Source organism: Nostoc sp. ChiQUE01b, assembly GCF_034531255.1.
Lineage (GTDB): Bacteria > Cyanobacteriota > Cyanobacteriia > Cyanobacteriales > Nostocaceae > Nostoc.
Map to the genome: position 1 here is coordinate 162,114 of NZ_JAVRBM010000002.1, position 22,408 is coordinate 184,521.

The 22,408-nt window shown below is 40.4% G+C and carries 13 protein-coding genes and 2 pseudogenes; 2 read left to right on the forward strand and 13 right to left on the reverse strand.

Annotated elements, in window-relative coordinates:
* Positions 1–40 precede the first annotated feature (40 nt).
* The 12 genes and pseudogenes from RMY63_RS02380 to RMY63_RS02435 all read right to left on the reverse strand — a co-directional run.
* Positions 41–1,111, reverse strand: a complete 1,071-nt coding sequence (locus RMY63_RS02380; protein WP_322727155.1) for an HAD-IIIC family phosphatase — start codon at positions 1,109–1,111, stop codon at positions 41–43.
* 4 nt (positions 1,112–1,115) lie between these two features.
* Positions 1,116–2,300, reverse strand: a complete 1,185-nt coding sequence (locus RMY63_RS02385; RefSeq protein ID WP_322727156.1) for an acyl-CoA dehydrogenase family protein — start codon at positions 2,298–2,300, stop codon at positions 1,116–1,118.
* A gap of 127 nt (positions 2,301–2,427) precedes the next feature.
* Entirely contained in the window at positions 2,428–2,679 is a 252-nt protein-coding gene (locus RMY63_RS02390; protein ID WP_322727157.1) for an acyl carrier protein, read from the reverse strand.
* Positions 2,680–2,768: 89 nt separating this feature from the next.
* Positions 2,769–3,635, reverse strand: a complete 867-nt coding sequence (locus RMY63_RS02395) for a 3-hydroxyacyl-CoA dehydrogenase family protein (protein ID WP_322727158.1) — start codon at positions 3,633–3,635, stop codon at positions 2,769–2,771.
* Between the two features lie 161 nt (positions 3,636–3,796).
* A complete protein-coding gene (locus RMY63_RS02400; protein WP_322727159.1) occupies positions 3,797–4,120 on the reverse strand; it encodes an FkbM family methyltransferase in 324 nt (107 codons plus the stop codon).
* Positions 4,121–4,221: 101 nt separating this feature from the next.
* Positions 4,222–7,410 (reverse strand): annotated as a pseudogene (locus tag RMY63_RS02405) (beta-ketoacyl synthase N-terminal-like domain-containing protein); the annotation flags it as partial.
* Positions 7,411–7,856: 446 nt separating this feature from the next.
* A complete protein-coding gene (locus RMY63_RS02410) occupies positions 7,857–8,663 on the reverse strand; it encodes a class I SAM-dependent methyltransferase (RefSeq protein ID WP_322727161.1) in 807 nt (268 codons plus the stop codon).
* 52 nt (positions 8,664–8,715) lie between these two features.
* Positions 8,716–9,573 carry a TauD/TfdA family dioxygenase gene (locus RMY63_RS02415; RefSeq protein WP_322727162.1) on the reverse strand — a complete coding sequence of 286 codons (858 nt, stop codon included), beginning with the start codon at positions 9,571–9,573 and terminating at the stop codon, positions 8,716–8,718.
* Between the two features lie 117 nt (positions 9,574–9,690).
* Positions 9,691–11,007 (reverse strand): glycosyltransferase, encoded by a 1,317-nt coding sequence (locus RMY63_RS02420; RefSeq protein ID WP_322727163.1) that lies wholly within the window; start codon positions 11,005–11,007, stop codon positions 9,691–9,693.
* A gap of 15 nt (positions 11,008–11,022) precedes the next feature.
* The gene (locus RMY63_RS02425; RefSeq protein WP_322727164.1) at positions 11,023–14,274 is read right to left on the reverse strand and encodes an amino acid adenylation domain-containing protein; all 3,252 of its coding nucleotides are present in this window, start codon (positions 14,272–14,274) and stop codon (positions 11,023–11,025) included.
* A 23-nt stretch (positions 14,275–14,297) separates the two neighbouring features.
* Positions 14,298–15,347 carry a TauD/TfdA family dioxygenase gene (locus RMY63_RS02430; RefSeq protein ID WP_322727165.1) on the reverse strand — a complete coding sequence of 350 codons (1,050 nt, stop codon included), beginning with the start codon at positions 15,345–15,347 and terminating at the stop codon, positions 14,298–14,300.
* Positions 15,348–15,811: 464 nt separating this feature from the next.
* A pseudogene (locus RMY63_RS02435) lies at positions 15,812–19,255 on the reverse strand (condensation domain-containing protein); the annotation flags it as partial.
* An 819-nt stretch (positions 19,256–20,074) separates the two neighbouring features.
* Here RMY63_RS02435 and RMY63_RS02440 point away from each other — a divergent pair.
* Positions 20,075–20,257, forward strand: a complete 183-nt coding sequence (locus RMY63_RS02440) for a hypothetical protein (protein WP_322727166.1) — start codon at positions 20,075–20,077, stop codon at positions 20,255–20,257.
* A 216-nt stretch (positions 20,258–20,473) separates the two neighbouring features.
* On the opposite strand, the gene RMY63_RS02445 is transcribed toward RMY63_RS02440, so the two are convergent.
* Positions 20,474–20,620 (reverse strand): hypothetical protein, encoded by a 147-nt coding sequence (locus tag RMY63_RS02445; protein WP_322727167.1) that lies wholly within the window; start codon positions 20,618–20,620, stop codon positions 20,474–20,476.
* 86 nt (positions 20,621–20,706) lie between these two features.
* On the opposite strand from RMY63_RS02445, the gene RMY63_RS02450 reads away from it, so the two are divergent.
* A complete protein-coding gene (locus tag RMY63_RS02450; protein WP_322727168.1) occupies positions 20,707–22,350 on the forward strand; it encodes a glycosyltransferase family 39 protein in 1,644 nt (547 codons plus the stop codon).
* The last annotated feature ends 58 nt before the right edge of the window (positions 22,351–22,408 follow it).

The window sequence follows — 22,408 nt, forward strand, 5'->3', positions numbered from 1 at the left end:
ATTCTCTTGAGCAATATTTACCTAAAAATTTAAACTCTTTCTAATTCAGAATCTGTACTTTTATATAGTCTGGAAAAGGTTGAATCCGCGTTAAATCATTTTCAAGAGTCACAAGTTCACCCCGCTTTTCAATTTCTTTGAAACCCGCAAATTTATAAGCGATATACATCATCCGGTTGCGATTATTGGAAACAAACTCAGCACCCAGCCGAACGTTGTTGTTTTTAGCTAGATTCATAATATGGTTCAGCATAATTGTGCCAATACCTCTAGACATAACGCGACAGGACATCAGCAGAAGTTTTATGATCCAGACGCTTTTTTGGCACTCTATCAGAACTAACCCAATTTTACCGTAACTTCCATATTTATCATCTAAACTAGCAATAAAAAGTTTATGATTTTCTGATTGGCGAAAATAATTGAGTTCATCATAAGAATATGTATAACCAGTGGTATTTAATTGGTTAGTACGTACTGTTAATTCTTCTGCCCGTTGCAAATCTTCTTCTTTTGCCGAAGAGATGGTAAAACTCATCTTGAGGGTAGCTAAAAACCCTTCTGGTGTCCCAACAAATTCTTTTTCAGCATTTTGACGCTCTGTATCACTAATGTACATTAATCTTCTAATTTTAGAATCTTCTGTAATAAAACGCGGATTCATTTCTGGCATATCTAGTAGATGTGCCAGTTGAGATGCGTTGATACAGAGGACTTCCGGCAGGGAAAAGTTAACTTCTTCTAGTTCAAATGGCTGATCGTCAATGAAGGCGATCGCATCTTTCCCAATATTAATTAATTTAGCGATTTCTTGAATAGAAGCAGCTTTGGAATTCCAATTGATTTGAGGATACAGAAAATACTCTTGCAAACCAAACTCTTGAAGTTTGTCCATAGCAAGAACACAATCATTTTTACTTGCAACCGATTGTAATATCCCGCGACTATCCAAAGTTTTGATGATATTTACGATATCATCTCGCAAGTAAACATAGTTATCCTCCAATAACACACCATGCCATAGCGTGTTATCTAAATCCCAAACGACGCACTTAATGATTTTTTTGTCTTCTTGTTTGTTATTTGAAGATTCAATTTGAGTGCTAATCATGTATTTACATCCTTGCTGCTAAGTTTTGCACCCTCACAGTGCCAGTGCGTGGTGATAGGTACTCCTGATAACCGTACTCAGCGATAGTAACTTGTTGAATTTGAGTGCTACCTTCAATGATTTCCATAATTTTGGCATCTCGCAAATACCTTTCAACTGGGTATTCGCTACTGCAACCATTGCCACCATGAATTTGTACGGCATCACTTGCTACTTGAGAAGCAATTGTGGATGTAAAATACTTGGCAATTGAAGTCTCTATAATGGAGTTAGGATCGCCAATATCTTTGAGATAGCCAGCTTGATAGCATAGCAATCTTGCGGCTTTGACATTGGCAACCATGTTAGTAATCATTTGGCGAATTAATTGATGTTCTTTTAAATAAACGCCAAACTGCTTGCGATCGCTAGTATAGTGAATGCAAGCCGACAAACAAGCTTGTGCAATGCCTACAGACCCCCATGCTACACTGTATCTGCCATAATCCAGTGCAGAGGATGCCACATACGAGAAACCAAAACCCAGCCTACCCACAAGATTTTCCTGGGGAATGCGACAGCCATCTAGGTGCAATTCTGCTAACATCGAAGCCCTGACACCTAGCATCCCAAAAATTGGTTTTATCAAAAGTCCTGGGCTGTTCTTTTCAACTAAGAAAGCAGAGGGTTTTCCTTCACATTGAGCAAACACTAAAAAGACATCTGCAATTTGTCCATAGGTAATCCATTTCTTGTGTCCATTTAAGATGTAAGCATCCCCGGAAAGTGTTGCTGTAGTTTCCACACTTTTAGCATCACTACCCACGTTAGGTTCGCTCAAAGCGAAAGCAGCAATTATTTCACCAGAGGCTAATTTGGGAAGCCAATAGTTTTTTTGAGACTTATTGCCCCACTTGCAAAGAGCATGAGAAACCATGCAATGAACTGTCAGCAAACTCCGCAGCGAAGAACACCCGCGTCCAATTTCTTCATTCAGCAAGCCATAGGTAATCATATCCATAGCTTCGCCACCGAATTCTTTAGGTAAAACAGCACCTAAATATCGTTTTTGAGCGAATTTTTTAACTAGGTCTGGAGGGGTACGCTCTTGTTGATCGTATTGATTTGCGTGAGGTACAACCTGTGCATCTACAAATTCTCTAAATTCAGCTTGAGCGTTTTTTTGCTGAGGAGTTAATTCTAGTTTCATCACATCACTGAGTTAGATAAATACCACCATCCATCCAATTTTAGATTTTGGTATTTTAGATTTTGGATTGATTTCACTGATAAATTCTATGGATTTTAACATCAAAGAATATCAGTCAATTTTTGGTTTAGTTGTAGGTAAGCAAAGCTGTTTTACGTTGTACTAAATTGGTCATAGCATTTATTGTCTTGAAGTTATCAAACTCTAGGTCTTCGTTTTCAATAGTAATTTGAAATTCTTGCTCTAAAAATAAGACTAGTTGCATGGCAAACATGGAATTAACAAAACCGAGACTAAATATATCTTCATCTAACTGCAAGTCATGATCCCCAAAAAATCGCGAAAGGAAGGTTTTAATTCTTGTTGTGGTTTCTTTCATAACTAACGCTATTTATGTATTTTTAATTTATAGTAATATTCTCATTTATTGGTATAGCAATCAGAGAAAATAAAAAAGAATTTTACAGATCATTTAGGATTGCTATATGCATAAAACCCTTTGCCGCTTTTACGACCATGCAACCCCGCGTCTACCATTTTCTTCAGCAGTGGACATGGCCTGTATTTGCTGTCGTTGAAACTTTCATACAAAACTTCGATGGAAAATAAAATTGTATCTAAACCAATCAAATCGGCTGTTTCTAGCGGCCCCATTTTGTGACCAAAGCAGGTTTTAAAGATTTTATCCACCTCTTCTATTGAAGCAACTTGGTCTTGCAGAAGAAAAACAGCTTCGTTAATAGTCAACATCAACACGCGGTTGGAAACAAAACCCGGTGAGTCATTAACGATGATGCATTCTTTGCCCATCTGAGCCAACAATTTTTTTGCTGTCTCGATTGTTTCATCAGATGTATGATGCCCCCGAATCATTTCAACCATCGCTTTCATTGGCACGGGGTTCATAAAATGCATACCAATGACTCTTGGTGTTCGCTTGGTAACAGAAGCAATGCGGGTAATTGAGATAGCTGATGTATTAGCTGCAAATACTGTTTTCCCTGGACAAATGGCATCAAGCTGCGCGTAGACCTCCTTTTTAATATCCCACTTTTCGGTGACATTCTCAATTACAAATTCTGCATCTTCAAGAAATTTATAGTTAGTTGAAAACTTAATTCTATGCAGTATATCGTCAGGACTTTCTGCTTCACTGTTTTTCTGGAAAAAACCCTGAAAACGGACATTATTTTTAATTTCTTGTTTAGCACGATCCAGAATATCTTCTGAAATATCTACTAAAATCACCTGATGACCTGTTTGAGCAAGGTTTTGTGAAACCCCGATTCCCATAACACCCGCTCCGACAACACCAACTTTTTGAATTTCTCTCATCGCTACCTATTTTTATAATTTCATTTTTCATTTTTGTTGGGCGTAAATATAGTACATCGCTGAATCTTCATACAACTTTTCTTTTTCTATTACGATGTGATAATTTTTGATTTTAAGCAAGTCAGTAATTTGCTCTAGCCGCCCCTGTTTATCACCTACTCCTATGACAATCTGCTTGATTTTTTCCAATCTTCATGCTTGATACCTTTAATGACATCAAGTTCGCTTTTGTACGCATCAATTTTTAGTAAGTCTATGCGTTCGACATTTTGCTCGCCAAGGACATCAGAGAGGGTTCTCAGTTGGCAAGTAAAAAACTGACTTTTAAATCTTTCTTCTAGCAATTCACCAGAATATTGTATCAGGTTTTCCCGACTCTTGAGATTATTTTGCAATTGATTCAGGACGATCGCTTTTAAAACTGACTTTTCTTCTTCTCCATTAGCATAGAATGACGACATTCCATAACTATTGGGATAAAACATTAATGTTGCGGCTTTTGACTCGTCAGACAATCCGCAATTGAATAAGAAGCAAGGGAGCAGGGGGCAACAGATACAAGCTCCTGAGCTTCGTCTTCAGTTAATTCTTCTAACTCCGCTATAATCATTTCTTCAACAAATAAACCCAACTCAGCTACAGAGGGTGCTTCAAAGAGGGCACGAAGGGATAGTTCTAGTTGGAAGTTTTTGCGAAGTTGGGCAATCACCTGAATACCGATCAGGGAATTTCCTCCCAATTCAAAGAAGTTGTCATAGATACCTACTTGCTCGATACCTAACAATTGTTGGTAGAAGTTAGCAATTTTGTGTTCGAGTTCACTGCTAGGAGCAACATAAGAATTCCGTAAGTGTGGGCGCGAGTGTAGCGAAAGCTCTGATACTGTTTCGCTATTCGTTGGCAATTGATATTCTTGTGCTTCGCCGCCTTGAAAGTGTTCTGGTGAGCATGTCTGCGAAATGGCGACAACTTGTGTTTGTTTGTGTGGTTCAATCCAATAACGCTGACGCTCAAACGGATAAGTCGGTAAAGGCAAACGATCGCGACGCTGATGAGAATAAAATCCTGCCCAATCTATCTGCACTCCTGCAAGCCAAAGCTGACCTAGTGTATTCAGCAAAAAGGCAATATCTGATTGACGTTCGTAAGAATGCCGCAGCGATGGCAGGACAACTCGATCTGCTAGGCGATCGCTCTGGAAAATACTGAGTGCTAAACTGCTCAATGTCTGTCCAGAACCAACTTCCAACAGAACCGGATTATGTTTTTTGGACAATTCTTGCACTGCCGCAGCAAACTGCACAGCTTGGCACAGATGCTTAACCCAGTAGCTGGGATCTGTTGCTTGCTCTGCTGTAATCCAAGTTCCCGTGACGTTGGACAGATAGGGAATTTTCGGTGGTTGGAGATTGAATGTTTTAACTAGATCGTGTAAGTTGGGTGCGATCGCCTCCATCATTTTTGAATGAAAAGCATGAGAAGTCACAATCCGCCGACACGCCAAACCCTTTTGGGTTAGGTGGCGTTCCAATTCATCCACAGCCTCGGTGTAACCTGAAATTACACAAAGAGATGAGCCGTTGATTGCTGAGAGGGAAAGTTTCTCACTTAAGAAAGGCTGCACCTCTTGTTCTGTCAAGGGAACAGCCAGCATTGCCCCTGCTGGCAACTGTTGAATCATTTGCGCTCTTTTGGCAACAAGAGTCAGAGCCTCTTCCAGGGATAAAACTCCTGCTAAAGTTGCCGCTACAAATTCACCGATGCTATAGCCAATCATGGCGACAGGACGAATTCCCCACTCTAACCACAACTGAGCCAAAGCGTACTCAATGACAAAGATGGCTGGTTGGGCGAGAAAGGTTTGATTTAGTTTTTGGGTGGCTTCATCAGCTGGTTCTTCACCACGACCGAGCATCTTTCGCAAATCCAGACCTGGTTTAGGTGGGTTCTGTTTTTGAGAACTATTTTTAGGATACAGCACATCCCGCAGATCCAGACCAAGGAGAGGTTTTAGCAACAGGCAACATTTGTCAACTGCTTGTTGAAACGTCGGCTCAACTTGGTAAAGTTCAAGAGCCATGTTAATGTAATGAGTTCCCAGCCCAGGAAACATCAAAGCGACGGGGCGATCGCGCAACCCATCCGCAGGACTGGGCGTGTATGCAGCGTATTCGCTTGTCTGTTGAATACTAGTCAAAACTCGTTTTGGATCTTGCAGTGCATTCATTGCATCATCAACATCCTGACAAACAACCACCCGTCGATAGCCCATAGCCCTGCGCCCCACCTTCAGGGTATAAGCCACATCAGCCAAGTTTAAATTGGGATACTCTTTCAGGTGATTAACCAAATTTGCCGTAGCTGATAAGAGTGCTGATTCCGTTTTCGCAGAAAGAACCAACAGATGATATTTCCTCCCCTGCCCCCCCTGCTCCCCCTGCCTTCCTACCGGGGCTTCCTCCAAAATTACATGTGCATTAGTTCCCCCAATACCGAAGGAACTAACTCCAGCCCGACGGGGGGTGCCATTGGTTTTCCATTCGGATAACTTGGTGTTGACATAGAAAGGACTGTTGTTGAAATCAATCTCAGGGTTGGGTTGCTCAAAGTGTAAGCTGGGTGGAATCAACTTGTGTTTTAGAGCCAGAACCGTCTTAATGAAGCCAGCTATACCTGCTGCTGCATCTAGATGTCCGACATTAGTCTTCACCGAACCAATGGCACAGAAGTTTTTTTTCTGGGTACTTGTACGGAAGGCTTTTGTTAAAGCCTTAACTTCCACAGGATCTCCTAAAACTGTACCGCTACCGTGACACTCAACATAGTTGACTGTCTCAGGCTCAATATCGGCTACAGCAAGAGCTTGTGCGATCGCTTCGGCTTGCCTAACTAAGCTAGGTGCTGTGTAACCTACTTTCAAAGCTCCATCATTATTGATGGCGGAACCAATAATCACGGCATGAATACAGTCACCATCGGCTAGAGCATCTTCCAAGCGCTTGAGAACTACTACTCCAACTCCGCTACCCCCCACAGTTCCTCTAGCTTTGGCATCAAAGGTACGACAGTGACCATCGGGAGACATAATTCCCCCTTCTTGATGTAAATAACCAGCTTTTTGTAGGACATTTATAGCCACACCACCAGCTAGAGCCATATCACATTGATAACTGAGCAAATTTTGGCAAGCCAAGGAGATTGCAACTAATGATGTGGAGCAGCCAGTTTGCACATTAATACTTGGGCCTTTTAAATTTAATTTGTAAGAAGTGCGTGTAGTTAGGAAATCTTTTTCATTACCCAGCAGCGTTTGTTGACCAATTTCTAAATTCAGTAAGTTGTTGCGGTTAGAAGCAATGTTAAACAACAAATAGCTGTTCCAGCCCATACCCCCATAAATACCAATTTCGCCTGCAAAGTTTTCAGAATCGTAGCCAGCATCTTCCAGAGCCTGCCACGAACACTCCAAGAAAAAGCGGTGTTGGGGGTCCATAATTGCTGCTTCTCTTGGGTTAAAACCAAAGAATGCAGCGTCAAATAATTCTATATCTTCTAATACTGCTCCAGCTTTTACATGGCGAGGGTTATTCAGTATAGCTGGGTCAATTGCTGAATTTAATATATCTTCATCCGTTAAGACAGAAATCGACTCCACACCATCTTTGAGGTTTCGCCAAAAATCATTAATACTTTTGGCTCCAGGAAAACGGCCAGCCATGCCAATCACAGCTATCCCTTCCATATTCTCATTTCTGAAAGTATCATTAGCGAACATTGGCTATCTGCTCTTGAGTTTGCAATAAAAAGTCTTTCAAAAAAAATTCGTTAAGCAAAAAGATTCAAAAAAATAGTTTTAGGGTCATTCAAGTCAAGGCTTCCACCTAATATTCTTGATGGCTGTTTATCTTCACTGGTAGTACTCCTTAAAAATCATTCAGTAGGAAAGTTTGTTCTTATACTTTATGTGGCAGATGGCTATGAAAAGCCTCAACCGCCCTTACCACTCTGTATATAAAAAACCAGATATTTGCAGGACATTGAGGCTTGCAACACCTACTATAGGCATATTGCATTGGTAACTGAGCAAACTACGGGATAAAACTTCTTTCTTTTGCCTTTTTAACTCCTTCGGAGTTCGCCAGTCACTCATGGGGGAAACCCCCAAGACCGTGCTGGCTCACTTTTTACTTTTGCCTTCTTGTACTAGGACTATCTCGTTCGTTACTTGTGACAGACATAGCACATCCTGCCATTTTTTACGAGTCCATCTAACTCTCCTGTCAATTCACTTTCATTTGCTGCCAACTCCCGATTGACATCATAAACTTTCACTTCCTTGAACCCGACCTTTTCCAAAGCTGACTTAACTTGTTCGGGGAAATAAGGTCTTTCTACTAAAGTCACATCTGAACGCTGCCAGGTTCCATTTATCAACCGAAACAATACTACATTTCTTCGATATATTTTTTCTTCAGGATAATAGTTTCTAGATAATAGATTAAAGGCAAAATCATCTCGAACATCGCTATACGAATCATTATGGTTTAAAATATACTCTTCTTCCTGACTCAAGTCGAACGCAAACCAGCCATTTTCTAGCATTGCTGTATACACGTTGTAGAAAACACTTGTCAATTCTTCAAGACTTGTGACATTTGAAAAGGAATTCTGTGTTGAAACAACTGCATGGAATGTAGGCGGCAATTTAAAAAAGCGTGCGTCAGATTGGATAAATTCACCATTGGGTGCATTCTCGCGAGCATAGTGCAACATCTCTTTAGAGAAATCAAGCCCAGTTACTTGATACCCTTTCATTAACAATTGTTGTATTAATTCTCCTTTCCCACAACAAATGTCTAAAAAATGTGCTTTTTCTGGGAGAGACTGGAGGATAAATTTTTCTAAAAACGCCACCCAAGCTTGGCTGGTTGCTGAACCTGCGCTGTACCAAAAAGCCAAAGCATCATAGTAGGCTAAGTTATTTTTATCTTCATGCATTAAATTTGCGTTCTCTAATTTACTTTCCATGATTTTGATTTTCCTAAAAGTTTTTAAGTAATTCACCCAGATTGTACTAATATCAAAAATTTAGGTAACTGAAGATAGAGAAAATCAACCGTTGGTTATCGCTAAATGATCTACGACCGTGCAAAAATCTGGAATTATCAATCATTACTAGATCACCAACTTGCCACTGTATTTCTTCAGTTAATCTATCCGTTACCTCCTCAATTTCAGAAATAACTGTATCGGGAATCGGTGAACCGTTTTCAAAAATTACTGATTCTTTTGAATTTAAAATATTGTTGGCAAATGCATTTTGATTACTATACTTAGTTTTAATTACGGCTGGACAAATATATGTAAAAGAGATAGACTCATCTTCGTTGATAAAGTAACTTACTCCCTCTAGATTTTCCAGCATTTGCTTCACATTAGCTAAAGTAGCCCCTGCTCCAAGAAAATACTTCCATTGTTCGGCAGAGTAATTTATATCAAACCTGATTTTTTTAGAAAGAAACAATTGTTTCGATTCTTCACTTAGTTGTTCCCACACTTGGACACCATCACAAAATAAAGTTTCACCGTCCTGTGCAGATGGAACACCACAGCAAAACCAAACAGCATCTGGTCGAAAGGGAGTATTAGCATTTTCACAATGAGGCTCAATAAAGTGCGTTCCTTGTGCTACCAAAGAAACAAACCCGTCTCTTGAATCAACGCGGGGTCTGTTAGTCTCTCGGGTAAATCTAGAACTAAATTGTTCTGCAAATGCTTTCATCTGCTCATGAGTAACTCCAAAACCTCGAAAAAGAAGAATTCCAAATGACTTGAATAAATCTTTAATTTCCCCTACGGGGAGGCAAAGAATATCTTTGCCTTCGTCACCATACACAATCTTTCCAGTGCTGGTTTCTAGTGACTCGATTTTAAACATAATGGTCATATTCCACATCGGCTAAAAGCTAATAATTATCTGTAGGAAATTTTATTTCTATACTTTCAGGACTTACGCAAGATGTGCCTGAAAACCTGATTATTGCGTAGCGGTAATTCATGAATTACCGCTACTTTCTTTATGTTTTGCGTAAGTCCCAACTTTGTTTGGCAAATGGCGATGAAAAGCTTCGATCGCTCGAACCACTCCGTTTTCTGCTTGGATCTTTCGCCCCATTGCAGATGCACGAGCTTGCATTGCCCGATCGTTGGTGGCTAATCGAATCGCATCTGCTAATCGTTGGCTAGATAATTGGTGTGGCAAAATCGGCTTTGGGCCTAGACCTAACTCTGCTACACGATGCGCCCAAAAAAATCGGTCATCTCCGCTGGGTATGGTTATAGAAGGGACACCCGATCGCACGCCATAAGCTAATGTACCAGCACCTCCATGATGCACAAGTGCTGCCATTTGGGGAAATAGCCAGTCAAATGGCACCCATTCGGAAAGTTTAAAAACTTTATCTGATAAATCGAAATCCTCACTGAGGCTGTTTTCGCCAGTGAGTTCTCCTGGTACTTGTAAGATACATCTTTGATTTGTTTGAGCGATCGCTTCTAATACCAATTTCAGTTCCTCCTCTGTTAAACCACGACCAGCAACGTACACTGGCGGCGACCCAATTGCAATAAAATCTACTAAGTCTATAGGTGGTTGCCAACTTTCAGGACAATCTATAAACCAGTAGCCAGTAACGTGCAACCAATCAGGCCATTCAGACGGTTTAGGTAGTAAAGATGGGCTGTAGCCGTAGAGAAAAGGTAGTTTTTGCTGGTGTAGGCGATGAACTGGGCTTAACCACCAAGCAATAGGAGTTAATTTTAGGACTTCCTGTCGCCACCGATTTATCGGCCCTCTAACAGATCGCCATAAGAGTTGATCGAATAAGAAGTAGGTTAGCCGATTATAGATTCCACCTAAATGTAATTCAATTGGTGCAGCAGGGTGAGGAAAAGCCTGTGTTGGACTAATAGGTGGGATACAGGCTGCATAGCAAGGTACACCCAACTTTTCTATGATGTCATAACCCAGCAATGAAAATTGACTCAAGATAATTGCCTCTGCTCCCTGGCAAAGATCGAGGAGTTTAGACAGGTAGCTATCTTCAAGAGGTTGCAGAACACTCCTAATATTATTAAAGATGTAAAAGGGGTTGGGATGGAGCCATTTCCAGAATGGCTCTGTGGAAAATTCTTCTGCATGTAGATCCATACAAACACATTCCAGACCCCATCGGCTGATAAATTCTTGACGAGCCTGATTAGTAAAAACAAGTAGCTTTACTACATGTCCTGCTTGTTGCAATCCCAGTCCTAAAGCAACATAAGGTTGAAGATCGCCAAGGGAACCACCTGTAACAATCGTGATACGCATATTTCTAAATATTCTTTATCTCTTGGTGCGAAGTTGTTTTTGGCGATTTATCACCTCTTTTTGCTTCCCAGCGCGATCGCGAACTTGCTTGGTTTCTAGCTGTGCGTCTTTTCCCTCATTTAAATATTTCGCCAACGAATCTATTGTTGGATGCTCAAGCAGTTCAATAATTGATAAGTCTTGCTCCAACAGTTCCTTGAGTTGGCTATGAACTTCAGCAATTAACAACGAATGACCACCTATGTCAAAAAAGTTATCATTAATACCCACCTTTTCTAGGTGAAGTACCTCTTGCCAAACAGCAGCAATTGTTTGTTCTACCTCAGTAGTGGGTGGTAAATAAGTAACTTTTAACTCTGGTCGAAACTCTTCCACAACCAAGAGAGATTTTTTATCTATTTTACCATTAGAGGTTAATGGTAATGCATCCAGTTGTAAATAAGCTGAGGGAACCATGTACTCAGGTAACTTTTGTTTGAGAAATTGACTTAGTTCGCTGATAGAAGTGGATAATGCCCTGAAAACAATGTATGCAACTAAACGTTGGTTGCCTGAGACATCTTCATGCACCACAACTACAGACTCTTGCACACTCGGATGCTCTAAAAGAGCCGCCTCAATTTCTCCTAGTTCAATGCGGAAACCTCGGAGCTTGACTTGGTTATCAATCCGTCCCAGAAACTCAAGAGTGCCATCACAACGATAACGAGCTAGGTCGCCTGTTTTGTACAAACGCTCCCCTGGTTCGTTGCTGAAGGAGTTGGGAATAAACTTTTCGGCTGTCAGTTCAGGTAGGTTCAGATAACCTCGTGCCATTCCTTGACCGCCAATGTAGAGTTCACCCACAAGGCCGATTGGCACTGGTTGCAAGTGTCGATCTAACACATAAAGCTGGGTGTTGGCAATTGGACGACCAATGGGAATTGAGCCTGACTGCTGCTTGTCATTTACCTGGTGAATGCAGCAGCCAACTACGGTTTCGGTTGGCCCGTATTCATTCACTAATATCGTATCAGGAGCAAACTTCTGCCAGAAAGCAATGTTCTGTGCCAATAAATTTTCACCCCCGATGATGAAAGCTCGCGTCCGACCTGCTGCTTCTTGAGGAGAGAACTGCTGACCAAGCAACTCCAAGTGAGCAGGTGTAAGTTTGACCAAGCTTAAATTAGAGCTTTCCTTCAAAGCAGTGTAAAGCGTCTCGATGCCTTGGTTTTCTGGTAGCAGCTTTACCTGACAACCCACTAGTAAGGGTGAAAATAGACTCGTGATTGTGAGGTCAAACCCTAAAGGTGAGTGAACTAGCGTCCCTGTTCCTTGCTCAACTGTGTAAGCTTGCGTACACCAACTTAAGTAGTTGACTAGCCCTTGGTGGGGAATCAATGTTCCCTTGGGCTTGCCAGTGGAGCCAGAAGTATAGATGATGTATGCCAAGTTTTCAGGGGTTGTTTGACTGACCGGGTTGGCTGTATTTTCCTGGGCTATGTCTTCCCAATTAGTATCTAGGCAAATGACTTTGGTTTCATTTGTGGGTAAGCTGGCTGATAGACGGTGCTGGGTCAACAGTATCGGTACATTACTATCCGCGATGATGTAGGCTTGTCGTTCTAGTGGATAGGTTGCTTCAATCGGCACGTAGGCTCCACCGGCTTTGAGAATGCCCAATACTGCAACCATCATCAGTGGCGATCGCTCTACGCAAATCCCCACCAGCACATCTGGCCCGACTCCCAATCGCTGGAGGTAGTGCGCGAGTTGATTTGCTCTGGCGTTGAGCGAACTATAGGTTAGTTGCTGCTTCCCAAATATCACAGCGATGTTATCTGGGGTTCGCTCTACTTGTTCTTGGAACAGATGGTGGATACACTTATCATTTGGGTAAGTGGTTTTTGTATTGTTGAACTCAATCAGCAATTGCTGCCGCAGGCGATCGCTCAGAATCTCTAAGCGACTAATTACTGCTTCAGAATTGTTGGCGATGCTTTCTAACAAAGTCTGAAATTGTTCCGCCAAACCTATGATATCCTCAGTTGAGAATAGATTGGAATCATAGTGAAATTCGTAACCTAAAGAATCTTCCCGACACAGACAAGAGAGTTTTACTTTAAATCTGTCAATATATGCGGACTGCTGATAAACGGAAAGTGATAAATTGTTGTCTACAGAATACTTTGGTTGTCTGTGTTCAAACTCGAAACAAAAGGGGAAGAAAGAAGCAGCTTCCGCAGTCTGTTCTGGGGTAAAATATTCCTGCCATTCAGCATTCTGACGGCTAAATTCGTTAACTTGCTGCAAAATCTCGCTAAATGTCCGGTTTTCTTCGAGATGACAAACAAGCGGTAAATATTTTGCAAATAGCCCGAAAGCTGACTCTAATCCCTCATAGTTGCGACCATCACAGGCAGTACCAATCAGAATTTTTGGCTGTTGTGTGAGTCGCCAGAGTAAAATTGCCAAGCAAGTTAGTAAAACGACTTCTGTCGTAGTTTCATACTTCTGGGCGATCGCTGCAATTTCTGCTGTTAACTGATCAGCGATCGCACCAGTGAGAAACTTCGGCGAGAATCCTGGTGCGATCGCAGGCTGATTTTCGCTTGTCAGCTTTAAAGTAAAAAGATCAGAATAATCTAGCTGACACCAATACTCTTTTCCGGATTTTGTCTCCTCTGACTCCAGTAAGTCATTGAGAATTTCCGATACATCAGCATACTGTATCGGTTCATCAAATAGCTGTTCGCCATCTAAGCAAGCTGCATAAGAAACAGCGATTTCACGCACTAAATTCTTCAGCGTTCCGGCATCCGCATAGACAGCAGGCAAACCGATCAGCAACGTATGTCTCTCATCGGACAACTCAACCAAGTCCAGATGCAAAAGTGAACCTTCCTCAAAATCGCCAGGTAGCTGACTTACTTCCTGAAAAAGTGTTTCAATTTTAACTTCTTGTGCTTGCGGAGTCAGACCCCTAAAATTATGCTCATGAATTGATGTGCGATCGCGATCGTTACCAACAGTTCCCACAGGTAGCGGATCGCTAATAATTTGCAGAGGGATATCCATCCCCGGCAAACAACGAAAAGTAGTACGCAAAATTTCATGTCGATTTAAGACATTCTCTAAAGCCGTCTCGAAAAATTTTCTGTTGAAATTTCCCTCAATTTGGATAGCACACTGAGCACGATAGGGTAGCGTTGCCTCCCCTTGCTGTAACAACCATAGATGCTTCTGCTGTGGTGAAAGTCGAAAACCTCTGATAACTTTCTTTTGCATATCTCTAGCCTGTATTTTTTGCCCTAAATGGCTCTGTGACTATAGGGTTCAGCCATTCCCACCACAATTTTTCGACAACCGACAAATGGCGCACGTCCATGAGCCACGAGCATATTGTCTAGCATTAAAATATCTCCCTCCTGCCAGGGGAAAGTTACCGTTTCTTGTTGATAGCAAGAGCGAATCTCGTCTAACACGGAAGATTCAATAGTCGAGCCATCACCATAATAGGTATTTTGGGGAAGGTCTGACTCTCTAAACTCTGCTAAAAGGGACTCACGCATCGTTGATTCTAAGCTTGATATATGAAAAAAAGCAGCATGATTAAACCAGAGCATTTCATTAGTTTTTGGATGCTTTGTAACAGCCTGACGAACTTGTTTTGTTCTCAAGCAATTACCGTTTTTCCATTCAGTCTCAATGCCATTTTTGCGACAGTACTCTTCGACTTCTAGCTTGTTCGTAGTTTGAAAAACTGTTTGCCAGGGAAGACCAAATCCGTTGCCAAAGTTGCGAACATACATCACCTGTTTTTGGATAAATAGTTCTCTAATTTTTGGGTTGATGTGTTGAAAAACTTTTCTCACATCGGCAATTGGTGTTTCTCCTCTTTGCTGCGGCGCTGTGATGCAAAAAAAGAATATTTTTAAAGGCCATGTATGCTGATAGGAATTTTCATTATGTAGGAAAATACTTTGGCTTGCAGGATAATCAGTTGACGTATAAATATTACCATTTACGTGACTGCGGGGCGAAGAACGTTCTCGATACTCTAGTAACTCTCCTGATATAGATTCGATGAACTCCTCAAACTCAACCACTCCATTTACCTTGAAGTTCCGAAAAAGTATTCCTCCATATTTCAGCAATTCTGTTTCGATAAAAGACCGATTGCGTGTAGCCCAAACTGCGAGATTAACTCCTTCAACAGTAGGCTGGACTATTAAAGGCAAAAACTTTCCACTCTGAATAAATTCTGTTTTGATTAATCCTTCTTGGGACAAGCTCATAGCTTGCCGCTTTAGGCTTGGCAACTTTTTGATCTCAAACTTGTCGGTTGAAGATTTTTTCATAACTATGCATAAATGAGATATAGGAATCCGGTTTTATTTTTGAACAAAATTAGGTATTTGTAGGGTGCGTTAGCGTTTCGCGTAACTCACTGAATCCTTAAGAATGGTGCGTTACGCTGTCTCTGACACACCCTACGTATTTTTTCAAAAATCAAATAGTAGTCCTATAGTAAGCGTTTGTCTGGACTAGAAAACTTTAAAACTTGGCGTCTTCTCTACGACACGCTTCGCGTTGGCGGAAGCCTCTCGTAGAGAAGGCGGTTCGTTATCAATAAAAATCATTTTCACAACTGAGATAGGATTGCTATAAAAACTTTGTTTTAGCTAGAGAAAGTAACTCATTAAACTCATTAACCTCAACCTTTCGAGATTCAATTTTTCTCTAATGCCAACTCTTCCTCAATCACTTTCCGCTTCACATGCTTAAATTTATGAAGACTAGCTTCTTTAATTTCTTGTTCTTTTACAATTTGTTTTTCTCTATCTGCTGCAACTAAAATTTCCTTGAGGACGTTTAACCTCATCTTGGGTTGAACTACAACAGTACGTAAAAGTGTTTGAAAATGTGACAACAACTGTGTGATAGTAACAGCCTCAAACAAATCTGTGCTATATTCCATCCAACCCATCAAACCTTGCTCTATCTCCGTCAGATTCAACAGCAAGTCATACTTTGCAGTTTGACTATCAACCTCCGTCACACTCACGGTTAGACCCGAAAGCGCTAAAGGCGGCATCGGTACATTTTGTAGCACAAGCTTGACTTGAAATAGGGGCGTATGACTTAAAGTGCGTTGTGGGTTTAATACCTCCACTAGTTTGTCAAAGGGCATCTCCTGATGCGTGTAAGCCCCTATAGTTAACTGGCGCACTCGCTCTAATAACTCTTCAAAAGTGGGGTTCCCAGACAGGTTAATACGTAATACCAGTTGGTTGACAAAAAACCCAATCAGTGTCTCAGTCTTCGCTTGATTGCGGTTTGCAATATCTGTACCGACCACAATTTCTTCTTGATCTGTGTACCAATGCAGCAGCATTTGAAAGGTTGCTAGCAATGTCATAAACAGCGTCACTTCCTGCTGCTGACTCAGCACCTTGAGAGCATCCGTCAACGACTTAGACAGCACTAGAGATTGCCGTCTACCTTGGAAAGTTTGAACTGCTGGTCGGGGATGGTCAGTGGGCAGTTGTAGTATCAGGAGATTGTTCAGTTGTTTTTTCCAGTAAGTTAATTGTGACTCCAATACTTCCCCTTCTAGCCACTGACGTTGCCAGATTGTATAATCTGCATACTGAATGGGCAACTCAGATAAAGGTGAGGGCTGTCCGTAAGAAAAAACTTCGTAGAGTATTGTCAGTTCCCGAAACAAAACTCCCATAGACCAGCCATCAGATACAATGTGATGCATTGTCAACAACATCGTATGTTCTTGTTCGCCGCACTGTAGAAGAGTCACTCGTAACAATGATCCCTGCGTCAAATCAAAAGGCTGCCGAGCTTCCTGAGTGGCTAACCACTGCACCTCGGCTGCACGGTGAATTTCAGGGAGATCCCGCAGATTTACCACAGGCAAGGTTAAGGTGAAATTTGGGCAAATCACCTGCATTGGCTTTCTCTCTACACTAGTAAACGCCGTTCGCAAGGCTTCATGTCGTCGGACGATTTCATTGAAGCTTTGCTCTAGCGCCGCTACGTTGAGTACACCTTTGAGGTGAACGACAACAGAAATGTTATAGAAAGGGTTGTCTGGCTGCAATTGGTCAAGAAACCATAGTCGCTGTTGGGCAAAAGATAGAGGGTGAAAGTCGGTGGGTTTTGGGATTTGGGTAAGGGTTACTGACGGTATACAAGCTGCCGTTGTCAGTTTGGCAAGTATCTTTGTCGCTAGGTGAGTGATGTGAATACCTGCAAAAAAGTCTGCGATAGGTACGCTAACTTCCAGATCATCCTCAATCTTGTTTTTTAACTCAATGACTCTTAAAGAATCCAGTCCTAAGGAGGTTAATGGCTGTTGAAGGTTGATTTCATCCAGTGGAATTGCAAGTACCCGTGCTATCTGTTCTTGAAGATAAGACTCTAACAACGGCTGTTGTTTGCGTGGGGTGAGGGCTAAAAGAGCTTGACGCTCTAACCTACTTTCGTTTCCATCAATATTAATAGTTTTCTGAATACTGCTACCAACGACTTCCAGCTTGTTCGCCAGAAAATCGGCTTTTGTGGCACGGCGTTGAATCTTGCCACTAGAGGTTTTGGGAATAGTGCCTGGTTTAATCAGCACCACTGCGGATACTTGTACCTCATGCTCCTCAGCCACAGCTTGACGAATTGCTGCAATAACTTCCTCAATATTTGGTTTGGCGCGAAACTCCAACTCTTGCACCATAACTAAGCGTTCTTCATTCTCTGCCTCAACTGAGAAAGCTGCACTACTACCTAAACGCAATGATGAATGGCTACGTTCCACAGTCAACTCTAAGTCTTGCGGATAAAGGTTGCGACCACGGATAATGATTAAATCTTTGGCTCGACCTGTAATAAATAGTTCTCCGTTGTCCAAAAAACCTAAGTCACCTGTGCGTAAAAATAGCCGAGAATTTTGGTCTTTGAGGGAGGCGTGGAATGTTTGCTCTGTCTGTTCAGGACGATTCCAATAACCTTGACCAATACTGGGCCCTGATACCCAGATTTCCCCCACTTCGTCGGGTTGACAACGCTGAAGAGTCTCTGGGTGTACAATGACAATTTGCTGTTGTGGTACACTTTGACCGCAACTGACAAAGGTCTGAATATCATCACTAGTGGCTGCTTCAATGACTTGATGCTTCTCCAATGCAGATTTTGCAACTGTTTTGCTAGGAGGTAAAGCTTTTTTGATCCCACCGGAAACCATCAGAGTTGCTTCCGCCATACCATAACAAGGATAGAATCCTTCTAGACGAAAGCCACACTTAGCAAAAGTGGCTGAAAATCGCTCTAGAGTCTCTAGTCTGATGGGTTCAGCACCATTAAAGGCGACACTCCAACTACTTAAATCAAGACTAGACTTTTGCTCAGGAGTAATCCTTTGAATGCACAACTCATAGGCAAAGTTGGGGCCACCACTAGTTGTACCCTGATAGTGAGAAATTGCCTGCAACCATCGATATGGACGTTGTAAAAATGAGGTGGGAGACATCAAGACGCAAGGAAACCCTCCATATAAGGGTTGCAGTATTCCACCAATCAGTCCCATGTCATGGTAAACAGGTAGCCAAGAGACAAACTGACTCTCAGGCGAATGTTCCATGATTTGGTAAGTCACGGCAGCATTATGTAGTAGGTTGCCATGACTAAGCATGACACCTTTAGGAGTGCCTGTAGAACCAGATGTATATTGCAGAAACGCTAGCATCTGCGCGTCAATTGCAGGTTGTTGCCAAGAATCTTCTATGCCTTGGGCCAGGTTGTCAGTTGTCAGCCAACCTAAATTTCCCTGGTCTGTGTGTTTTGTCAATAAAGATTTGACGTTAGGGAGGAGGGTTGTTGTCGTTAAAATAATTGCTGCTTGTGCATCTTTGATGATTGCCTGAATTCTGGGCGTATTACGTTGATTGCGCGGCGGGTAAGCCGGAACTGCCACTACTCCAGCATATAGGCAACCGAAAAATGCACTTAAGTAATCCAGTCCCGAAGGATAGAGCAATATAGCACGTTCTCCACTTAAACCAAGAGCTTGGAGTTGAGATGCTATAGCCCGACTGCGACGATCCAACTCATGGTAAGTTAGCGTTGATTCCTGAGTTTCGCCATCTTCGAGAAAGGTGAACGCTTGTGTGTGCGGCTGTGTTGAACTGCGATCGCGCAAAAGATCAACGACTGTCGTACACTGATGGGAAATTTGTGGAAATCTATTGAGAATTAAAGACATTTTCCGCCTCAAGCAATCAGATGCACGTAAACAATGGTGAAATCAGGAAAGCTAGATTAGAGCAGGGGGAGAACCCCATTGATAAATCTAGGCGGCTCAGTAAAAAGATATCAAGAAAGCTCATTGCAACCAATCTCGGTTCAAATCCTTTTTCCATAAATTTAGTTGCTCTGCGATCGCCTACGGAGAGTTTTCTCCCCCTCCTCCCTAACTGACCCAGCTTCAAGTGCCCTCCTTTTCGGTCAGTCACGTCAATTTTGGCTCAGGTATATTGAGAGTTCTTTTTAATTAGCACTAGCACTATATAGCAATTTTACTGCCTTTAGCAACTTGCTCATAATAAAGAATACTTATCAATAAGAGTTAATAAATTAGCTGCCACTATTCGAGAAAATTCTTTGTGTATTACCGTAAATACAAATGAATGTGTACGATGAGGGCTTTATTAATACTGGCATTTTGCCCCAAGTACTACATATTTTAATTACTCAGTACTAGCCTCAAAACCCCTAATTTATCAAGAAAAGCCCAAAAAAGTAATCTAACTCGATCGCGCTACTTCTGGACTAGTCTTGGTTTATACGATTAGGTACAAAATATCAGAATATCGACTTTACACTATAAAGTTTTTTGTATGAATTAGTACTAATTAAGAGCAGTAGTATTGTTGAAATTTCCCTTTGATTGTGTAAATTATTATTTGTTTTTATTTCATTAAGCTTGCTTTTTTAATGCAAATAGATTTCAATACTCTTTAAATGCTAGTATCTGTCAACTAGATATTGAGTGGTGTAACTGTAACGGAGTCAGAAAACAATAATGAGGTCTAAACAGTTTGTTCTCGGTCTATTGCTGACAGGTGCGATCGTGGTGTTGGTGACAGAACCTACTAGAAGTGATGATATTTCCTCACTTCTAGTTCATAAGACTACAGTGTCCACTGACGCTAACAAAGGCTTTACTCAGCAAACACGCCTGATTCCCAAAGAGCAGACTGTGTGAAGCAATCCGACAAATTCGGCAAGTAAGTCAGATAGAGAATCGAGCCAAGAGCAACCAATTGTTATTAGTGCAGTCGCCAGCACAACAAACAGCGCCTTTTCAAGAAATCGTGCAAGTTAGGGGGGGTGAAGGCAAACCCCACTTCTAAAGTTGTGGGGGTAATTTTACAGACTGATAAAGGACAACAATTGCAAGTAGTAAATTTTAGGCTTTGGGTTAGGTGCATATTTTGTCAGCGATCGCCTGGGTGGTAAATTTATTCCGCGCGACTACAAGATACCTGCCTATACCAGATTCGATGCGGCTCTGTTTTACCAACGCGACAACTCGGAGGTTGCCATCAACACTGAGAACTATAATCATTTTGGTATTGATATACTCGCTTTCCAAATCCAGTCTATTTAATTCGCATTCAACGTAAAAGTGAAAATTTAAGGAAGATGTAAATTATGACTCATGCTGAAATCACTTCTAACAAATATAGACAAAAATTTGAATTTATAGATTTCAGAAATGGTAAAATTTTTGATTTTGCAGTTTTACTAATATGCTGCTTAAGTTTCGGATTTAGCTGTATTGAATCAAGCGTTAATATTGATAGCTTTCATTGGGGATTTATGTATGTACAAGCCCTAGATATAAAAAGAGGCTTAATTCCCTATAAAGAAACATTCAATGGTTATGGAATTATAACAAGTTTGATTCAGAATCTTTCTCTAACTTTTTTTGGAGAAAGAATGATATCTATAGGGATAATGACTGGTGTTTTTTATGCTACAAGTATTTTCTTTTCATATAAATTATTTTTGAAAATTCTACCTAAATATTTAGCTTATTTATCAATTCTTTTGATTTTTCTTTTGCATGCATATATTATCTATCCATGGCCAAATTACTACTCATATACATTTTTGTTATTATCCTTATTAATAATTTTTAGCACTAATCAAAAAAAATATTTTTTTTTAGCCGGATTATTTCTAGGATTATCTTTATTGTCTAGAAACTCATCAATTATAGCAATAATACCTCCGTTTTTATTATTTTTTGTTTATAACATTGTTTTCAAAAAAACTGAAAGAGATACTTTTTCAAAAATTGTATTTTTTAGTTTGGGATTTTTAGTTCCGCTTTTGTTATTTTTATTCTTTTTAATTAATCACAATACCTTAAACGACTTCTTAATTCAAAATAAAATTATGTTGTTAGACTCGGCTAGAAACATTACAATTTTAAATTTTTTACCAAGACTATTAAAAAATATTTTTACACTTCAGGGAGAAACTTTTAATCCTGATTCCAGACTATTTTTCTTTACAATTATTTTTGTATGGAATCTTGTGACACTATTTTATATTTTGTATCAATTACTATTGAATAAAATTTTAACTAAAGACGAAAGTATTCTAATAGTATTTTGCTTAGTTACGATTTTTGGATACTTAAATGCAATTCATTACTATGAAGTTTTTAGATTAGTCAATAGTTCATCTCTTGGTATTGGAGTTATTATTCATACTGTTTTTAGAATGTCTCAACGGCTTAAACGAGAAATTAAAATTATCATTATATTACCATTAATCTCTATCTGTTTTATTTGGGGAAATAGTATTATTTTTTCAGAAACCAGTTCTGTTTATTTTCCATGGAAATTAGATGTTCTAACAGGAAAAGGAGTTATGACAACTGAAATTGGTATTTTAAAAGGAAAAATTTTGAGTAAAAAATACTATGATTTTTATCAAGAAGTCTATCAAAAAATATCAGAAAATAATCATGTACCTTATATAGTAAATTATACAGACGATTCTGTTGCTATGGTAATTAATAATTTACAAAGAGTTCAAATATCATCATTATCATCATTGTATTTTGCCGGAGTTGAACAGGCATACCTTAATGAAGCTAACAAAATTCAGAAAATAATTAATGCAAAAAAGGCAGTCATACTTTCAATTAAAGATCTTCACATACCTGGGTACAAAGTTGTTTTTATTAAGCCTTGGGTTTATGGTGAAGTGCCATGGTTGAATGATGATAAATGGGATGAGTCATTGTATATTAGTGTTCCAGAAAACGTTGTCTTGAAGTAGAATGCACGAGCAACGCACCTTAAAGTGGCACAATTAGAGTTGGCTTTCAAAGAAATAA

What these genes read in the sequence shown, in the direction of transcription:
- RMY63_RS02415 (WP_322727162.1), bottom strand. Translation starts at nt 9,573, where the DNA reads ATGTTTAAAATCGAGTCACTAGAAACCAGCACTGGAAAGATTGTGTAT.
- RMY63_RS02385 (WP_322727156.1), bottom strand. Translation starts at nt 2,300, where the DNA reads ATGAAACTAGAATTAACTCCTCAGCAAAAAAACGCTCAAGCTGAATTT.
- RMY63_RS02425 (WP_322727164.1), bottom strand. Translation starts at nt 14,274, where the DNA reads ATGCAAAAGAAAGTTATCAGAGGTTTTCGACTTTCACCACAGCAGAAG.
- RMY63_RS02430 (WP_322727165.1), bottom strand. Translation starts at nt 15,347, where the DNA reads ATGAAAAAATCTTCAACCGACAAGTTTGAGATCAAAAAGTTGCCAAGC.
- RMY63_RS02400 (WP_322727159.1), bottom strand. Translation starts at nt 4,120, where the DNA reads ATGTTTTATCCCAATAGTTATGGAATGTCGTCATTCTATGCTAATGGA.
- RMY63_RS02380 (WP_322727155.1), bottom strand. Translation starts at nt 1,111, where the DNA reads ATGATTAGCACTCAAATTGAATCTTCAAATAACAAACAAGAAGACAAA.
- RMY63_RS02450 (WP_322727168.1), top strand. Translation starts at nt 20,707, where the DNA reads ATGACTCATGCTGAAATCACTTCTAACAAATATAGACAAAAATTTGAA.
- RMY63_RS02445 (WP_322727167.1), bottom strand. Translation starts at nt 20,620, where the DNA reads ATGATTATAGTTCTCAGTGTTGATGGCAACCTCCGAGTTGTCGCGTTG.
- RMY63_RS02420 (WP_322727163.1), bottom strand. Translation starts at nt 11,007, where the DNA reads ATGCGTATCACGATTGTTACAGGTGGTTCCCTTGGCGATCTTCAACCT.
- RMY63_RS02440 (WP_322727166.1), top strand. Translation starts at nt 20,075, where the DNA reads ATGAGGTCTAAACAGTTTGTTCTCGGTCTATTGCTGACAGGTGCGATC.
- RMY63_RS02410 (WP_322727161.1), bottom strand. Translation starts at nt 8,663, where the DNA reads ATGGAAAGTAAATTAGAGAACGCAAATTTAATGCATGAAGATAAAAAT.
- RMY63_RS02395 (WP_322727158.1), bottom strand. Translation starts at nt 3,635, where the DNA reads ATGAGAGAAATTCAAAAAGTTGGTGTTGTCGGAGCGGGTGTTATGGGA.
- RMY63_RS02390 (WP_322727157.1), bottom strand. Translation starts at nt 2,679, where the DNA reads ATGAAAGAAACCACAACAAGAATTAAAACCTTCCTTTCGCGATTTTTT.